Origin of the sequence: Candidatus Deianiraea vastatrix, from assembly GCF_007993655.1 — a bacterium.
In the GTDB taxonomy this organism is placed as follows: Bacteria; Pseudomonadota; Alphaproteobacteria; order Rickettsiales; family Deianiraeaceae; genus Deianiraea; species Deianiraea vastatrix.
This window is the reverse complement of the sequence record NZ_CP029077.1, coordinates 228,001-244,032: the sequence shown is the minus strand read 5'-3', so window position 1 is coordinate 244,032 and position 16,032 is coordinate 228,001. Positions and strand designations below refer to the sequence as shown.

Genomic DNA, 16,032 nt, shown 5'->3' with positions numbered 1-16,032 from the left:
ATATGTCTAACAATAATAAAGCAAAGCCTACAAGAGCAATAATTTGGGCGAGGGTTTCGACGCAAGAACAAGCAAGAGAGGGCTATTCAATTGACCATCAAATTGAAAGGTTAACTGAGTGTTGCCAAAGGCATAACTTGACTATATTTGAAATTTTTAAAGTTCAGGAAAGTTCAACAAAAGGCGAGAAAAAGGAATTTAACAGAATGATGAACCTTGTTAAAAGTCAAAAAGATAAAATTGTTGTTCTTGCAACTAAAATTGATAGGTTAAATCGAAGCATGGCCGATTTATCAAAGCTTGAGGAGCTTGTGAGGATGGACAATGTTGAGCTATATTTTTTAGAAAATGGAAGCTTTGACTCAAATGCAAACTCAGTGCAAAAACTAACATTAAGAATGTTAACAGTTGTTGCAAACGCTTACAATGATACTCTTTCAGATTATGGCAAAAGTACCTATGAATACAAAGTTAGAAATGGTGAATGTCCAGGTCCTGCGCCAATTGGATATTTAAATGCAAAAGATGTTTATTCAGGAAAATCTACTGTTATTATTGATGAAATGCGTGCACCACTCATAAAAGAGATGTTTGAAATGTATGCACAAGGAAATACATCAATCGGAGACCTTGAGATATTTGCTAAAAAATACAATATTACAAATACTTTCTTTAAGGGTAGCAAAAAAACCTTGTGCAAAAATGTTATTGGAAAAATGCTTCAGAATTCATTTTATTACGGCGAGATTTATTCTGCAAAACTTAATAAATACTTTCCTCATAAATATGAAAAACTAATTTCAAGAGATCTTTTTGACGCATGTCAGGATATAAGGCTTGGCCGTAAAAATACAAAATACAAACGTACGATGATCGAATTTGCATTAAGAGGTATGGTAAGATGTTGCCATTGCGATTGTGCATATAGTCCAGAACTTCATAAAGGTAAATATATCTACATGAGGCCAAAACCAAGAAACGGTTGCGATAAATGTTTTTATGTACGAGAAGAGCTTATTACGGGTCAAATTGGTGAAATCATTCAGCAAATACATATTCCTACAGATGTTTTGCATCAAGTCAAAATATGTCTTAAAGATTTAGTAGGACAGAAGTTTGAATTACAGATGCGAGAAATCAATTCTTTAAAAAATAGATTAACGCAAATTAAAATAAAATTTGACAGACTTACGGACCTTGTTATCGACAATAGTATTACTAAGGAAAATTACGACCGTAGGGTGATAGATCTTAAAAAAGAAGAAGGCGAAATTAACAATCAACTTGAGCAATCTGTAATTCTTGATAATAACTTCGAAGACCAAGTAATTAGCGTATTTGAGCTAGCAAATAGATCTCACGAATTATTCAAAAGTTCGGACTCTTGTCAAAAACGTCAAATAGTCAATTTGCTATTTCCTAACTTACAAATGGACGGCGAAAAGCTAGTGTTTACCTTGCAAAAACCATTCGATAGGCTCTTAAAAATGCAAGACTGTGCAACTTGGCTCCAAGAACTAAGGAAGTTCCGAACTTCTGAGTATGAGAATGTCATAGAATGCAGTAAATATTTTGAAGCAAATAGAGCCACTTTACAAGAATTACAAATATCAGCTTAATGTGATGAAAAAGTTTTCAAAATTTTACTTGACGAAAAAATTTGAAGTAATTTTATAAACCTTGCTTGACTTTTAATATATAAAACTTTATCACTTTATCAAGAATGTAAGATTTATAAATTGTATGTCCAAAATTGTAATTGATGTTGAAGAAAATTTCCATAAAGCTGTTAGAATAAAAGCTATTGAAGAAGGGTTAACAATGAAGGATTTTATTGTTAAAACCGTTCTTGATGCAATAGGTCATAATTCTTCAAATGCAAAAGCAGACTTTAACAAAGAACTAAAAGTTTCAATGAAGGAAAATAAATCTATTTTAAAAGAGTTGGCAGATAAGTAGTTTTTTATGTCAAACTATCTTGAAACATGTCTTGAAATAATAAAAAATCTTAAAGATTATTTCAAATATAGATGTACACATTGCAAATCTCATGGTATTAAAAAAATATTAATTAGAGAAAATGAGGTTCTATATTTATATAAATGTCATGACTGTAAATTATTTTCATTAGAACTTGATAAGTCTATATCTTTACGAAAAATTATAACCAGCTCATCATTAGAAATGAGAATTATATTACACGAAGATTATGATATAAATATAACAGATGAAGAATATTCAAGATTTGATTCTTGGGTAGAAAATAGTTAATATTATATTCTTATGCGATTCTTAGAAACAGATGAAATTATTGAAATAAATAAGCTAACAACGGCAGAACAAGGAGGCTTGCACGGATTAAGAGATAAGCACTTATTAGAAAGTGCAATTGCAAACCCTAAAAACCTATATCATTATCAAAATTCAGATATTTACACTCTAGCTTCAAGTTATGCAGTTTCAATAATCAAAAATCATCCATTTTTAGATGGCAACAAAAGAACAGGATTTCTTTCAATGGATTTATTCCTTAGAATGAACGGCAAAAAGATTAAATTTCCTCATAAAGAAGCAGTTGAAACAATGGTCAAAGTTGCAACAAGTGAGGTTGATTTGCAAGGGTTAAGTGAGTGGTTGAAAGGTTTGTAATAAAAGGAGAATATGAAAGATGTAAAGTTAATAAATCAAAATTTTTTAGAAAAAAAGCTAAAAGAATCAAAAGAGCAAGCTCAAGACAACTCTACAATCTTTTTAAAATGGCATAATGATAATCGCAAGGAAGAAGCAATTCAGTCGGACTTTTTAAACGATATTTTCGGCAAAATTCTTGGTTATGAAATTGAAACTGACAAAGAATATAATCTCGATAAGGAATATAAAACTCAAAAAGATGGTACAAAAGTTGATGGAGTACTTGGATTTTTTACAAAAGAGAGTAAAAATGTAAAAGCAGTTGTTGAATTAAAAGGGAAAAATACAAACAATCTTGATGAAATCGAAAAACAAGCATTTGAATATCGTGATAAAATAGATGGAATTGAATTTGTTATAACTTCAAACACCGAAGAAATAAGACTATATTCGGCAAAAAGCGGCGGAAGATTAAAATATCAAAGCTGGACGATGCTTGAGCTTTCACAAAGTATCGAAAAACAAAAGGAATTTCATTTCCTTTTGTCTAAACAAAACCTCATTGGCATTGACAAAAACGCAATTTCAAACACTAAAAAGCTAATTGAGGAAGATATAAAACGAGAAGATGAGATAAAAGCAAAGTTTTATAAAGAATATAAAGACCTTCGTGAGGAATTTGTAAAAGATATTTTAAAACAAAATCAAGTTTCAAATGATGATGCCATAAGTAAAACGCAAAAACTCCTTGATAGGCTTTTGTTTGTAAGGTTTTGCGAGGATAATAATTTCATAACAAAACCATTTGAAAAGGTTGATTTTGCAAAGCAACTCGGCTTTCCGCTTTGGGATTCAATGAAACAGTTATTTATCGCAATTGACAAAGGAAATCCGCCACATATTCATAAATTTAATGGCGGACTTTTTGCCACAGATGAGTTATTTGACAGTCTTAAAATTTCAACAAATTTGCTTGAAAAACTAATAGGATTTTTAAGACTTTATCACTTCAAAAATGATATTTCGGTTCACATTCTAGGACACATTTTTGAGCAATCGATAACAGACCTTGAAGCCTTAAAAGCTGGACTTACTGAAGAAAACTTTGATAAAAAACAAGGCAAAAGAAAGAAAGATGGAATTTTCTACACTCCTGAATATATAACAAAATACATCGTTGAAGAAGCCGTTGGTGGCTGGTTGAATGACCGCAAAAATGAGCTTGAAATTGATAAAATAGAACCTCAAGAAGTTCCGCAAATCAAATCAAAAAAATGGATTAATCCAAATGCAGAATTAATCAACAAATATAAGCAATATGCTGAAAAACTCAAGCAAATCAAAGTTCTTGACCCTGCCTGTGGCTCTGGTGCATTTTTAGTTGAGGTTTTTCATTATCTTGAAAACGAGTGGCTAACACTTTCGGAAACTCTAAAAAAGCTCGGAGACATTGATGAATCAGGGCTTTTTAACTACAAAACAATTTATAAATCCATCCTGCAAAATAACATTTACGGGGTTGACCTCAACCACGAAAGCGTGCAAATCACAAAGCTTTCTCTGTGGCTGAAAACCGCGAATTTGAATGATGAACTCACTACTCTTGACAACAACATAAAATGCGGAAATTCCCTCATTGATGACCCTGAAATTGCAGGAGAAAAGGCTTTCAAGTGGGAGGAGGAGTTTCCTTTCAAGTTTGATGTGGTTGTGGGGAATCCGCCTTATGTTTTTGCTAGAGAAAAAATATCACAAGAAGTTAAAGATTTTTATGTAGGGCGATATAAATCAGCTCAATATCAAGTTAATACTTATCTATTATTTATAGAACAAGCTCTAAATTTAATTAAAATAAGCGGTAGTTTTGGTTTAATCGTGCCAAATGCTTGGTTAATGGTTCAATCTGCAAAAAATTTAAGAGAGTTGTTATTAAAAGAGTGTTCAATTAAAAATATTGTCAATCTTACAGGGGAATCTTTTGAAAATGTAAGTGTAGAAACGATAATTATTCATGCTGTTAAAATATGCAGTAAAAATAATGCAGTAAATATCTTGGAAAAGCAAAATGATAAATTTATTCAATCTTATATAGTAAATCAATCTTCTTTCGAGGAAAACGAAGATAAAAGTTTTAAAATATTTATAAACGATAACAACAATATACTTCTTGAGAAAATCCAACAATCTACCTTAGCTCTATCAGAGGTAGTAAATGTTAAGGCTGGCTTAAAAGCTTACGAAAGCGGAAAGGGAATGCCAAAACAGACCGCTGAAGATGTTACTAATAGGATTTACGATTATACATATAAATTTGATGAAGGTACCTATAAATATTTGGAAGGCAAGGATGTTTTAAGATATGGTTTAGATTGGAGCGGAACTTGGTTAAAATACGGAAATAACCTTGCCGCACCAAGAACTTTTGAGGTATTCAATGGAAAGAAAATAATCATAAGAGAAATAACAGGGCAATATCCAAAATCTATTATTGCCACATATTCTGAAGATGTATATTTGTTCAATATGAGTAATATTGCAGTTTTACCAAAGGAAGGCTCAGATTATGATTTAAGGTATATCCTTGCCATACTTAACAGTTCAGTAATATCCTATTATTTTAGACTAAACACGCCAAAATCAATAAGACAAATGTTTCCAAAGATAATTTTACAAGACTTGGCGAAGTTTCCAATTAAAAAAGCATCCGCACAAGAACAACAACCTTTCATTGAAAAAGCCCAAACAATGCTTACTCTAACAAAACAACTGAATGAAAAAACAAAAGCCTTTGTTGATTATTTTGTTGGGAAGTTCAAGGCAAAATTGCCCACTGACAAGAAGTTGAAACTCACTCGCAACTTAGAAAATTGGCATACACTTGACTTTGCAGACTTCATGAAGGAGCTAAACAAGCAGAAAATTGTTCTTTTTTCAACAGAGGAATTTGATTTCAAGCCTCTATTTGAAAGAGAAAAGCAAGCTTGTAATGAGTTGCAGTCTCAAATCTCCAAAACCGATGCCGAAATTGATAAAATGGTGTATGCTCTTTATGGTTTGAGTGAGGAGGAGATTAGTGTTGTAGAAGGTTTAGTTTGATAGTTTTATGATAGAAGTTTATAAAAATTTGTTTGTTGGCTCTGAAAATGATTATTTTAATATTCAAAATCAGGACAACTGGAGTGTTATCCACGCATGTAAAAATTTTCACAATCAAATACTTGGAGTTAAAGGAATGCAAAGAATACCACCGAGCAATCCTGAAAGGAATTTTGCTATCAGAAACAATAAATTATCTCTTAATTTAATTGATGGAGACGATTATAAAGGTCTGCAACAAATTTATAGAGATGAGATTAATTTGATTATGAACAAAGCAATAGATTTTATAAATGAAAATATAAAAACTAATAAAATCTTAGTTCACTGCAATCAGGGGGTATCTCGTTCGCCTACAATTGCTTTGCTGTATTTAAAAAAATATACTAATGCTTTGGATAATCTACCTTTAAAGGATGCAATTTTAGAATTTAAAAAATTATATCCATTTTATAACCCTAAAAATGGGATGATTGAGTATGTAGAAAGTCAATTATTGAATTAATATGATTACTCATATAAAAGTTAAAAAACATACAGACGATAATATAGCTTTGCTTAACGTAGATAATAATTTCAAAAAATTTAACTTAATATATGGTTACAATGGCTCAGGCAAGACCACATTTTCAAGATTTTTTGAATGTCTTAATGAAGGAAAAAATCTATCATCCGAAAAATACACAGACTGTAGTATAAACAATTCCAATGTATTTGATAACTATAAAAATAAAATTTTTGTTTATAATAGTGATTATATAGAGAAAGTTCTTTTAGAAAAACATGAGAAATTTAAAGATGTTTTTTCTTTTGATTCGGAAGAAATTAAAAACAAGATAAGAAAGCGAGATAATATAGCTAAAGCAATAAGAGATTCAAAAACAAAATGTGATAACAATATTAAAGATTTAGAGACAAAGATTAAAGATGTTGTTAAAACAAAATTTGATGACAAATTAACAAAAAAAGCCTCAGAAATTAAAGGTCAATACAATATTGGTGGGAAATTTTTTAACTTTACAATACGTGATATAGAAAATAAAATCAAAGATTTAAAGAACTATCAACTTTTGTCGCACTAGGAGGAGGAAAAATATCAATCAGCTTTAAAACCAAAACCACCAGAACAAGAGCTTGTGGACAATCTAATTAAACAAGAGGAATTTAGACAATCCATAGAAGCAACAAATACACTTTTAAAAAATCCAATTTCAAAATCTAAAGATATTGAACAAGTTTTATCAAAATGGATAACAGAAGGTTTTACAAATTTTTACGACGGAAACGAGAAAGATAAAACAATATGTAAGTTTTGTGAGCAAGAAATTAATGACAATATTTTAAAAAAAATTGAATCGATTGCAAAAAGTGAATATCAAACGCTAATAAAAATAATAAATGAAAAAATATCTAAAATTTATAATCTGAAGCAACAATATTTAATTAAATTAAATCGTTTGTTATCCCTTAATGAAAGCGGAGAAATAGAGCTTGCGGCAATTCCAAATAATTTAAACGATAACAAAAAGGAAGGATTTAAAAAAGAACAAGAAAAATTAAAAACACAATTATTAGAATTTTTTTCAGAATTGGTAAATTATACAAATAATTTTTTAGCAGAAAAAGGCAAAAACCCTGAAAAAGACTGCTCTTATTGCGGTGATTTATTGGCAAAACATGAGAATATTAGGGTAATTCATCAAAATATTAGCAATCTTGTCAAAGAAGATAATGAAGAGAAAAAAAATGCAAGACCAGATGAAGCAAGAGAGAAGTTAATTAAAAATGATGTTTATAAATTTATTAATGATGATAAATATTTGAGCAATATTAAATCAATTAAAGATAACATACAAAGTATTGTTAATACATATAACTCAACAATTGGAAATAAAATTCTAAAATATAATGATAATGAGATTACAGATTATTTAGATAATATCACAATATATAGCAATGAAATCAAATCTATTGCAAAGAAAGAGGACAATAGATTCGCAGAAATTGAAAAAACCATTTTAGCAAAGAAAAATGAAATTATTAAAAAATTCAATCAAGAAAAGCCCGATATTGCTCAAATTAATAAAAACTTAGAGTTAATCATAGGAAATAGAGGATTTCATATTGACGAATATCTAAATCCTGACAATCAATTGCAATGTTATAAAGTAAAAAGACATTCAACTGACAATGAAGAGAGAAACAGGAGACTAAAAAAGTTTAGCGAAGGAGAGAAAACTGCTATTTGTTTTGCTTTTTACCTCACTAGAATTCAGGAAAGCAAAGAAAAAGATATTATTGCCGTGATAGATGATCCGATTTGCAGTTTGGATCAGAATATATTTCATAATATTAACGAAAGTATTATTGAAAATATTTTTAAAAATACACAAATAGCACAGTGTTATATTTTGACACACAGTTATCATTTGTCATATTTACTAGCAAACTATTTACTGAGTAAAGATAATGATATAAATAAAAAGCAAGATATAAATTTTTTTACAATACAAAATAAATTAACCGAAAAACCGTATAAAAGTGATTACAGACGTCATATTTTTACCGATGAATATAGTTTTCTATGTAGATATGCCAAAGAATTAGCTGAAATGACAGACAATGATTTGAAAGATAAAGATGATTATTACTTTTTTTCAATAATAAATGTTTTACGGAGATTGTGTGAAAATTTTACAAAGTTTAAAATAAAAAAAGATTATCTTGATGATTTTGAAATAATAGATAATCAAATAAAAACTTATGCCTTATCTATCAAAACATATACAAATTACTATTCACACGCAGTAAAAGAAAAAAATAACAATTTTTTTGCCTTATCAAACGAAGAAAAAAGAAATATAGCAAAAAAAATACTTGCTGTAATTAAACATATTGACGAAGAGCATTACAATGCTTATTTTTCTTGAATCCCTTCCACTTCCTCCAATATCCTCAAATAACTCTTAACTTTCTTTTCATCACCAGAAAGTAGAATTAAATTGATTTGTTTTATAAGTTTAGATTTCTCCTTTGAAATAGAATTTTTGCTTGGAAAGTCTAGTAAATCAGCTAAATTGATTTCAAGAGCTTCAGCAATATCAATAAGAGTTTCCATAGTAGTGCCAGCAAAACCTCTCTCGATGTTTGAAATAGTATCCTCAACTTTATCAATCTTAAAAGAAAGCTCTGCTTGAGTCAAACTTTTTTGATTCCTAAAGAAAGCAATTCTTCTTCCAATTTCTTTAAAAATTTCTTTGTGTTTATCTGTTTTTCTAGCCATAAATTTAATGAAAACTAAATAGTAATACGATTAAATGATGAAAAACACATTAAACCACCCACGACAAATTAGGAAATTCACTTGATTTTTATTTTTACTCTAATTATAAATTAGGAAAATGAGTTGATAGTATTATATTAACCTATTTTGATTTGGTATAAAAAATGTGATGATTTTATAAATATGGAAATTTTAATGAGCATTTTAAGATATGGTTTATCATTAGTTATTTTAACAATCCTTTTGATTTCATTGCGAAGAGGAAAGCTTGAAAGTGAATTAACCGAAGAAGAAAAGAAACAAATTAAAAAGAATGGCGGATATAGAGATATAGTAAAAACAAAAATAGCCATTGCTATTGTTTTAATTGGTTATATTTTTATATCAGATACATTTAAAGTTGATGAAAAAATGAAAAAAATATCAGAACCGAGTTTTGTAAAAAATATTAATAGCAAATCAAATATTGTAGACTTAAAGTATGAAATTAGTAAATATTATATTAAAGACAAAATGCCTGCTTTTAACTTACAAATTAACGGTGAAATTTGCGATGCTTTAAAATATGCTATATCTGAAACAGGAGTATTTAAAGTGAATATAAAAGGAGTTTTTCAAGACGGTGCATTTGTTGTAAGCGATTCTTACGGAAATAACGAGCCTGTAAAGAATGTTGTAGCCTTTGAAGCAACTTGGTGGACTACTGATATTGAAAAGTATAATTGCAATAATTATCCGGATATATGGAAACATGCAACAATTGATAATTTATCGATGGAATTTAAAAAAATAATAAAAAAAGATTGTGAAAAAGAAAAAAACTATATGCTATATTCATTATGTTCAAAAATTATGTAATAACACTATTTCTGCTCCTCAACCCAATCAACTCCCATGCCCAAATAACCTTTACCAACAAATGCGAAAAAGAAGTAATAAAACTTATTAATAACTCTCAAAACTCAATAGACATAGCAGTTTACTCAATCAACAACCTTAACATCATTAACCAATTAATAAAAGCAAAAGACAGGAATGTTAAAATAAGAATTCTAACCGATAGCATTCAAGCATTCGGGAAGTCATCTAAGGTTAAACTTCTTCACGATGCAGGATTTGATATTAAAATTCATTCAAAAGACAGAATAATGCATCACAAGTTTGCTATATTTGATAATCAAAAGGCAATTGAAGGAAGTTTTAATTGGACTTATTCCGCAGCAAATAAGAATGCTGAAGATTGTAATATATTTGATAGTGAAAAAGATGTAAACACATTAAAGAAAAGATTTAAAAAGCTTTGGAAGATTAACGAGAAAGACATTTCAGAGTGTTATTTTGACAATATGAAGCTTGATAAAGAAGAGAGAAACAGTTGCACCTTAAAAAACAACAAAAAATAAATCATTTCTATAAAAACATATCAAATAAAAGCCTAAAATGGAAAAAATTATGATAAACCTTTAAATTTATTGTAGTCATGAAATTAGCACAGAAAAAGAAATATCATAATTGATATAAAAGACTCCAAAACCCTTATGAATACTAGATTTATTGGTTAAAAGAAGAAGTAGAATTAAAGAAGTCTGAAGGCATAATATAAAAAATCTAACTTTACAAAAAATATTAAATTAATATCATAATAACTGCTATTTGTGGCGATTATTTTAAATATTGTATTATTTTAAAATAAGTTTATATAGCCAAAAACTTAAGAAATATAAAAACAAATCTCTATTATATTTAATAAAATGGCAAAATGATTATAACCATTTATTTTTTATCGTCAATATTCCTGCTTAACAATCATTTTCAAATGGTTATAATATCCAACTTCAATTTTATTGCATAAAATGACAGTTTTTATTAAATTTACTTAACAAAAAAATTTAAAAATTTAAAGGGTTATCATATAGATTATTGTAGACATAAAAACCCAATCTAAAACAAGAAATAACAAATCAAACATTGATGTTTTTATATCTTCATATATCAATAAGTTAAAGTGAAAAGTTTTTCAAAAGTTATGAATATTTTTCAAAATTTTACTTGACGAAAAAATTTGAATGAATTTTATAATATATCCTTTATAAGGAGGATAAAGATGTAGTAAAAATATCTTAAGTTTTGAGAAATTCCTTGTTATAATTAACTATCTAACAAACAGACTGCAAAATCATTCTATTTATGTAAGTTCCAAACATCAAGGCGGATGGATAAAAGAAGCTCCGCAGTTTTTAGCTTTTATTGATGATATTGAATGTAAAGAGGATGAAGTTGAATATGTTTTAAATATTCTTTCATGCAGAGATAATACAAATTTAAAAGAAGCTGGAATGTACTTTATTAAAATTGGCAAGGAGCTTACAATTCAAGCAAAAACACAAAGAAATTGTTATCTTTTGCAGACGATAAATGATAATCTAAGGCTTTTTAATGAAAGTAAAGATAAAAAGATTGAATTGAGTAAGATTTTAAATAATCAAAATGAAATGTATAAATTGCTTATTGAAGATATAGAAAAACCTGTAATTTTAAATGAATTGTTAAGAGAGAATAGAGAGTTTGGTATGATTACGAATGTTAGTAATGCAATTTATAATGCAAAAAGTCCTGTAAATAAGGAATTAATATCAATTACTACTGAACCAAAAAATCATTCAAAGATACCATCAAAAGTAGCTATAAGAAATGAATATGAATCACATTACACAGAGCATCCAGTTGATTACAACAATAAAGAAGAGCTTGAAATTGAGATTTATAACAAGTTAAAACCAAATTATCCAACACTTTCTAAAACTATAATACAAAAAATAGGCAAAGAAGTTAGAAAAGAAAAAAACATGAATAAACAAGGAAGACCAAAATATAGAGGTCCAAGAGGACAAATTAACAAATATTAATAAATAAAACGAAAATAAATCGTTTTATCACTCGTTATAAATCCGTTATCTCATATGGTTCAATAGAATTATATCACTCATTATAACTACAGATTAAATTCTTGTGGTTATATGTCGTCCTTTGACTCTAACATTGCGAATCAAAATGAGCAAATGAGCAAAGGGGAAGCTGCGTCTAAAATCGCAGAGCTTCTTTTTGAACTTTTTCAAACCGACATGAATGGCAAGATTTTTCTCAAAAACAATGAAGTGATAAAAGATTATGATTATGAAAATGGAGAAAATTAGTATTAGCGAGGTTAAAATTAACCTTATAAAACCTCAAGAGGGTTTAATTGGATTTGCGAGTTTGGTGATAAACGAAAGCATATATCTTTCAGGAATTGGAGTTTATAGAAAGTTTGGAACGAATGATTTTCGCTTAACATATCCAACAAAGAAAGATGGATTTAATCTCTTTCATCCAATAACAAAAGAAGTCTCAAAGCAAATCGAAGAGGCAATTTTTCAAGTGGTTAAAACTGTAATGAGTAAAGTTTATGATAGATACAATAATATTAATGTTTGAAAATTCCAATTTCAGAATTTTGGATTATAACGCTTTTACCCCTTCTGCACATAGAATTTTCAACGGCAGAAATGAAAATGAAAGATGTTATAAAAATGCAACAGAAGAAGACAAGAAAAATGGAATTTATAAACCGAAATTAACATTGCTTAAAATAAAGTTTGATTATGGCTATGGAATTTGTTTATTCGTTGAATTTTCAGCTCCAAAGCTTTTGCTTTCAAACAACATTGATGAGCTTGATGATGAAGATTTTGAGTCTTTAGTTGATATTCTTTCGCAAAGGCTTTTTGAAATGTCTGTTAATATTGAAAGAAAGAACTTAATAAATGCAAAAACTTCAAAAATTCATTATAGCAAGAATATTGATATTACAAATTACGGGAATTGCCTAGATGTCATTAATATAATTCATAAAGCAGATATTTATAAAAAACTTGAATCGTCAAGGGAAAGATTTAAAAACGATGGTCAATTGATAAGATTTTATTCAAAAAGATACGAATGTTGTTTTTATGACAAAATAAAGGAACATTTCTCATTAAGAGGCGAGGAGAAGAAAGAAAACCAATCACAAACAGAACTTTTTAATCACTTGAAAGACAAACAACTTTTCAGAATGGAGTTCAGATTCAATGAAATGGATAAACTTAAAGAGATTTTTCCAAAGCTAAACATTAACATATCCGAATTTACATTCAGAAATCTATTTAGAAAAGAAATTGCAAGGCGAGTTTGCGGTCATTATTGGCAGATTATAAACAACACCTGTCTAGTTCCAATTTTTGGCAAAAATGACGAGGAAAATATTAAAAATAATCTCATTAATCAAGGTTTTTCAACAAGGGATGCTTTTGAATTGGTTTATTCGATAAAATACGCAAATACTCACGGAATGCGAAAGCTTAAAACGGAATGTCCATCTCTATATAAAAAGGTTAGAGATATAAACCTGCTTTACGAAATTTTAACCGAAAGTCCAATGTACTCGGTTTTCCAGAATATCACTCGGTCAGTTGATCGCTTTGAAAGACTAAGGCTTAGTGATATGTTTTGTTAATTTTATTTTTTTTATATGACTAGTTCAAAAAAATGCCCGCAAAAAGCTATAATTTTTGCAAGAGTGTCTTCTTCAACTCAAAGAAATGAAGGATATTCATTAAACACCCAAGTTTCTCGTTTACAAGAATATTGTAGGCAGAAAAACCTTGAAATTGTAAAGGAGTTTTCTGTTGTAGAAAGCTCAAAAACAATGGGTCAGAAAGAGTTCTTTAGAATGATTGATTTTATCAAGAAGCAAAAAACTAAGATGATTTTAGTGTGTGATTCGATTGATAGAATGCATAGAAATTTTAAAGAAATTTCTTATATAAATGAATTGATAAAAAGTAATAAACTTGAGCTGATTTGTATCAAAAATGATAACTTTTTATATCAACTTAACGCCTTGATGTCTTTGAGATATTCAGAAAATTTATCAAAAAAAGTCAAAATAGTCTTCCAATCCAAACTTCAAAATGGCGAATGGATTGGAAAAGCTCCGTTTGGTTATAAAAACATTACTCTTGAAAATGGCAAGAAAGATATTGTGCTTGATGAAATTCAAGCTAGTATTGTTTTAGAAATTCTTGTTTCATTTTTAACTGGTGAAAAATTAAATGACATATCCAAAAAATTTACTTTATCAAGAAGAGTAATTTTAAATATTCTTAAAAATCCTTTTTATTGCGGAAAAATGTATATCAAAAAACATGATAAATTTTATCCACATAAATATGAGAAATTAATTCCAGAAGAAATTTTTAATAAATGTCAGAAAATTCTTCAATCAAAAGAAAGGTTGATTAAGAAAATTTAATTTTATATTAGTATAATTATTATTTAGTAAATTATTTGTTTTATATATGAAAGCCGTAATATTTTGTCGAGTATCGACTAAGGAGCAAGGAGAAGAAGGTCATTCTTTAAAAGCTCAATTAAATGCAACAAAAGAGTATTGTGAGAAAAAAGGTTTTGAATTACTTTGCGAACCAATTCAAATAATGGAAAGTGCCAGTAAAGCTAAGCGACCTGAGTTTGAAAAAATGCTGAATTTTATTGAAAAATCTAAGCAAAAACAAGTAGCTTTAGTATGTTATGCTGTCGATAGATTGCCAAGGGATTTAAAGTCTCTTGCAGAACTCGAAAGTCTCGTTATGAGTGGAAAACTAGAAATACACTCTATAAGAGAAAACACGATTCTAAACGAAGATTCAGATGATTTCTTGTATATGATTAATGCTTTAATGGCAAGAAGGGAAACGAAAGTTTTAGGTAAGAGGGTTAAATTTGTATTTAATGATAAAAGAAAAGAAGGGGTTCTCTGCGGAGATTCTCCTCTTGGGTATATCAACAAACAGCGTAAACATGAAAAGAAAAAGGAGAAACGAGAGCCTGTAGAGGTTTACATCGACCCAATAAGAGGACCTTTAATGAAGCAACTTTTTATTGATTATAGCAATGGTATGTCAATAGAAATTGCAAGGATAAATGCAATTAAAAATGGATTAACAAGCAAAAAGGGATGTAAACCTTCCATGAGTAGCATTGAACAATATTTATCAAATCCTTTTTACTGTGGTTATTTGTATAGCAAAAAATACGACACAAAAACACCGCACAATTATCCAAAGCTTATAACAGAAGAGCTTTTTGAAAGATGTCAGGAGATTCGCTTTGGAAAAAAGAGAAAGAAGCCAAAATCAAATGTAAAAGAACTTTATACTTTTTGTCATGGAAGATTAAAATGTCATCACTGTGGTGCTTCGTATAGCGGAGAAACAAAAATCAAGAAAAGTGGCAGAGTATATAGATATTTGAGAACCAAAAACAAAGAATGCACTTATTGTCATGAAGTAAGGCAAGAAATAGTAGAGTCTCAAGTCATGGAAGTTTTATCTAAAATGACTATTGACAAAGATATGCTTGCTGAGATAAAAAGAAATCTTCAAAAGCTTGTTGATAGTCATTATAAGGATAATGTAGATTCTTTAAAAAAGTTAACATCAAGGCAGCTTCAAATAGATGAAAGTTTAAAAGCTTTAAGACATAAACAAATTCCTATGACTATTAGGTCAGATGAATATGAAGAAATTGAACAAACAAAGAAAGAATTACATGAAGAAAAACATCAAATTGAATTGAAGCTAAGTCAACTAAATCAATCGGACAAAATCTTTGAAATCACCTTTAATACTATACTAGATATAAGTTCTAGAGCAAGTGATTTATTCAAGAGTTCGGAAATTGGAAGAAAAAGAAAGATTTTAGATTTATTATTTCCGAACTTATCTTTATCAGGCGAAAACCTACATTATTCCTTACGAAAACCATTCAATGAGGTGCTGGAAAATAAGGAAAACTTAGTCTGGCTCCACTTTGGAAGCAAGCTGCGAACTAAATCCTATGCTGGAGTGGTGAATTTTGCCCGTAGAGTTAAGACAATGAATTTTGATATTGATAGGCTATGTGCAGCTACGTAATTTTTGAACACGTGTTCAAAATTATTT

Annotated in this window: 15 protein-coding genes and 1 pseudogene; 15 read left to right on the top strand and 1 reads right to left on the bottom strand. The window is 28.8% G+C overall.

Annotated elements, in window-relative coordinates:
- Window positions 1-2: 2 nt before the first annotated feature.
- The 7 genes and pseudogenes from deia_RS01090 to deia_RS01055 all read left to right on the top strand — a co-directional run bounded on the left by deia_RS01090 (window position 3) and on the right by deia_RS01055 (window position 8,657).
- Window positions 3-1,619, top strand: coding sequence for a recombinase family protein (locus deia_RS01090; protein WP_146820331.1), 1,617 nt, complete (start codon window positions 3-5; stop codon window positions 1,617-1,619).
- A gap of 124 nt (window positions 1,620-1,743) precedes the next feature.
- Window positions 1,744-1,959 carry a hypothetical protein gene (locus deia_RS01085; RefSeq protein ID WP_146820330.1) on the top strand — a complete coding sequence of 72 codons (216 nt, stop codon included), beginning with the start codon at window positions 1,744-1,746 and terminating at the stop codon, window positions 1,957-1,959.
- 6 nt (window positions 1,960-1,965) lie between these two features.
- On the top strand, window positions 1,966-2,271 hold the full coding sequence (locus tag deia_RS01080; RefSeq protein WP_146820329.1) for a hypothetical protein: 306 nt from the start codon (window positions 1,966-1,968) through the stop codon (window positions 2,269-2,271).
- A gap of 12 nt (window positions 2,272-2,283) precedes the next feature.
- Window positions 2,284-2,649, top strand: a complete 366-nt coding sequence (locus deia_RS01075; protein ID WP_146820328.1) for a type II toxin-antitoxin system death-on-curing family toxin — start codon at window positions 2,284-2,286, stop codon at window positions 2,647-2,649.
- A gap of 12 nt (window positions 2,650-2,661) precedes the next feature.
- Window positions 2,662-5,727 carry an Eco57I restriction-modification methylase domain-containing protein gene (locus deia_RS01070; protein WP_146820327.1) on the top strand — a complete coding sequence of 1,022 codons (3,066 nt, stop codon included), beginning with the start codon at window positions 2,662-2,664 and terminating at the stop codon, window positions 5,725-5,727.
- A 7-nt stretch (window positions 5,728-5,734) separates the two neighbouring features.
- Window positions 5,735-6,232 (top strand): dual specificity protein phosphatase family protein, encoded by a 498-nt coding sequence (locus tag deia_RS01065; RefSeq protein WP_146820326.1) that lies wholly within the window; start codon window positions 5,735-5,737, stop codon window positions 6,230-6,232.
- Window position 6,233: 1 nt separating this feature from the next.
- Window positions 6,234-8,657 (top strand): annotated as a pseudogene (locus tag deia_RS01055) (AAA family ATPase).
- Here deia_RS01055 and deia_RS01050 read toward each other — a convergent pair.
- A complete protein-coding gene (locus deia_RS01050; protein ID WP_146820323.1) occupies window positions 8,645-9,010 on the bottom strand; it encodes a helix-turn-helix domain-containing protein in 366 nt (121 codons plus the stop codon). The pseudogene deia_RS01055 and the gene deia_RS01050 sit on opposite strands and share 13 nt — an antisense overlap.
- Before the next feature lie 183 nt (window positions 9,011-9,193).
- Here deia_RS01050 and deia_RS01045 point away from each other — a divergent pair, with 183 nt between their 5' ends.
- The 8 genes from deia_RS01045 to deia_RS01015 all read left to right on the top strand — a co-directional run bounded on the left by deia_RS01045 (window position 9,194) and on the right by deia_RS01015 (window position 16,005).
- Window positions 9,194-9,868: a hypothetical protein gene (locus deia_RS01045; RefSeq protein WP_146820322.1), complete on the top strand. Its 675-nt coding sequence runs from the start codon at window positions 9,194-9,196 to the stop codon at window positions 9,866-9,868.
- Window positions 9,850-10,413, top strand: coding sequence for a phospholipase D-like domain-containing protein (locus deia_RS01040; RefSeq protein WP_146820321.1), 564 nt, complete (start codon window positions 9,850-9,852; stop codon window positions 10,411-10,413). Before deia_RS01045 ends, deia_RS01040 begins: the two co-directional genes overlap by 19 nt.
- A gap of 933 nt (window positions 10,414-11,346) precedes the next feature.
- Window positions 11,347-11,916 carry a hypothetical protein gene (locus deia_RS01035; protein WP_146820320.1) on the top strand — a complete coding sequence of 190 codons (570 nt, stop codon included), beginning with the start codon at window positions 11,347-11,349 and terminating at the stop codon, window positions 11,914-11,916.
- A 111-nt stretch (window positions 11,917-12,027) separates the two neighbouring features.
- Window positions 12,028-12,204, top strand: a complete 177-nt coding sequence (locus deia_RS05775; protein WP_153259910.1) for a hypothetical protein — start codon at window positions 12,028-12,030, stop codon at window positions 12,202-12,204.
- Window positions 12,191-12,484, top strand: coding sequence for a septation protein SpoVG family protein (locus deia_RS01030; protein WP_161982774.1), 294 nt, complete (start codon window positions 12,191-12,193; stop codon window positions 12,482-12,484). Before deia_RS05775 ends, deia_RS01030 begins: the two co-directional genes overlap by 14 nt.
- Window positions 12,456-13,544 carry a hypothetical protein gene (locus deia_RS01025; RefSeq protein WP_146820318.1) on the top strand — a complete coding sequence of 363 codons (1,089 nt, stop codon included), beginning with the start codon at window positions 12,456-12,458 and terminating at the stop codon, window positions 13,542-13,544. Before deia_RS01030 ends, deia_RS01025 begins: the two co-directional genes overlap by 29 nt.
- Before the next feature lie 15 nt (window positions 13,545-13,559).
- The gene (locus tag deia_RS01020) at window positions 13,560-14,342 is read left to right on the top strand and encodes a recombinase family protein (RefSeq protein ID WP_146820317.1); all 783 of its coding nucleotides are present in this window, start codon (window positions 13,560-13,562) and stop codon (window positions 14,340-14,342) included.
- 46 nt (window positions 14,343-14,388) lie between these two features.
- Entirely contained in the window at window positions 14,389-16,005 is a 1,617-nt protein-coding gene (locus deia_RS01015) for a recombinase family protein (RefSeq protein ID WP_146820316.1), read from the top strand.
- The last annotated feature ends 27 nt before the right edge of the window (window positions 16,006-16,032 follow it).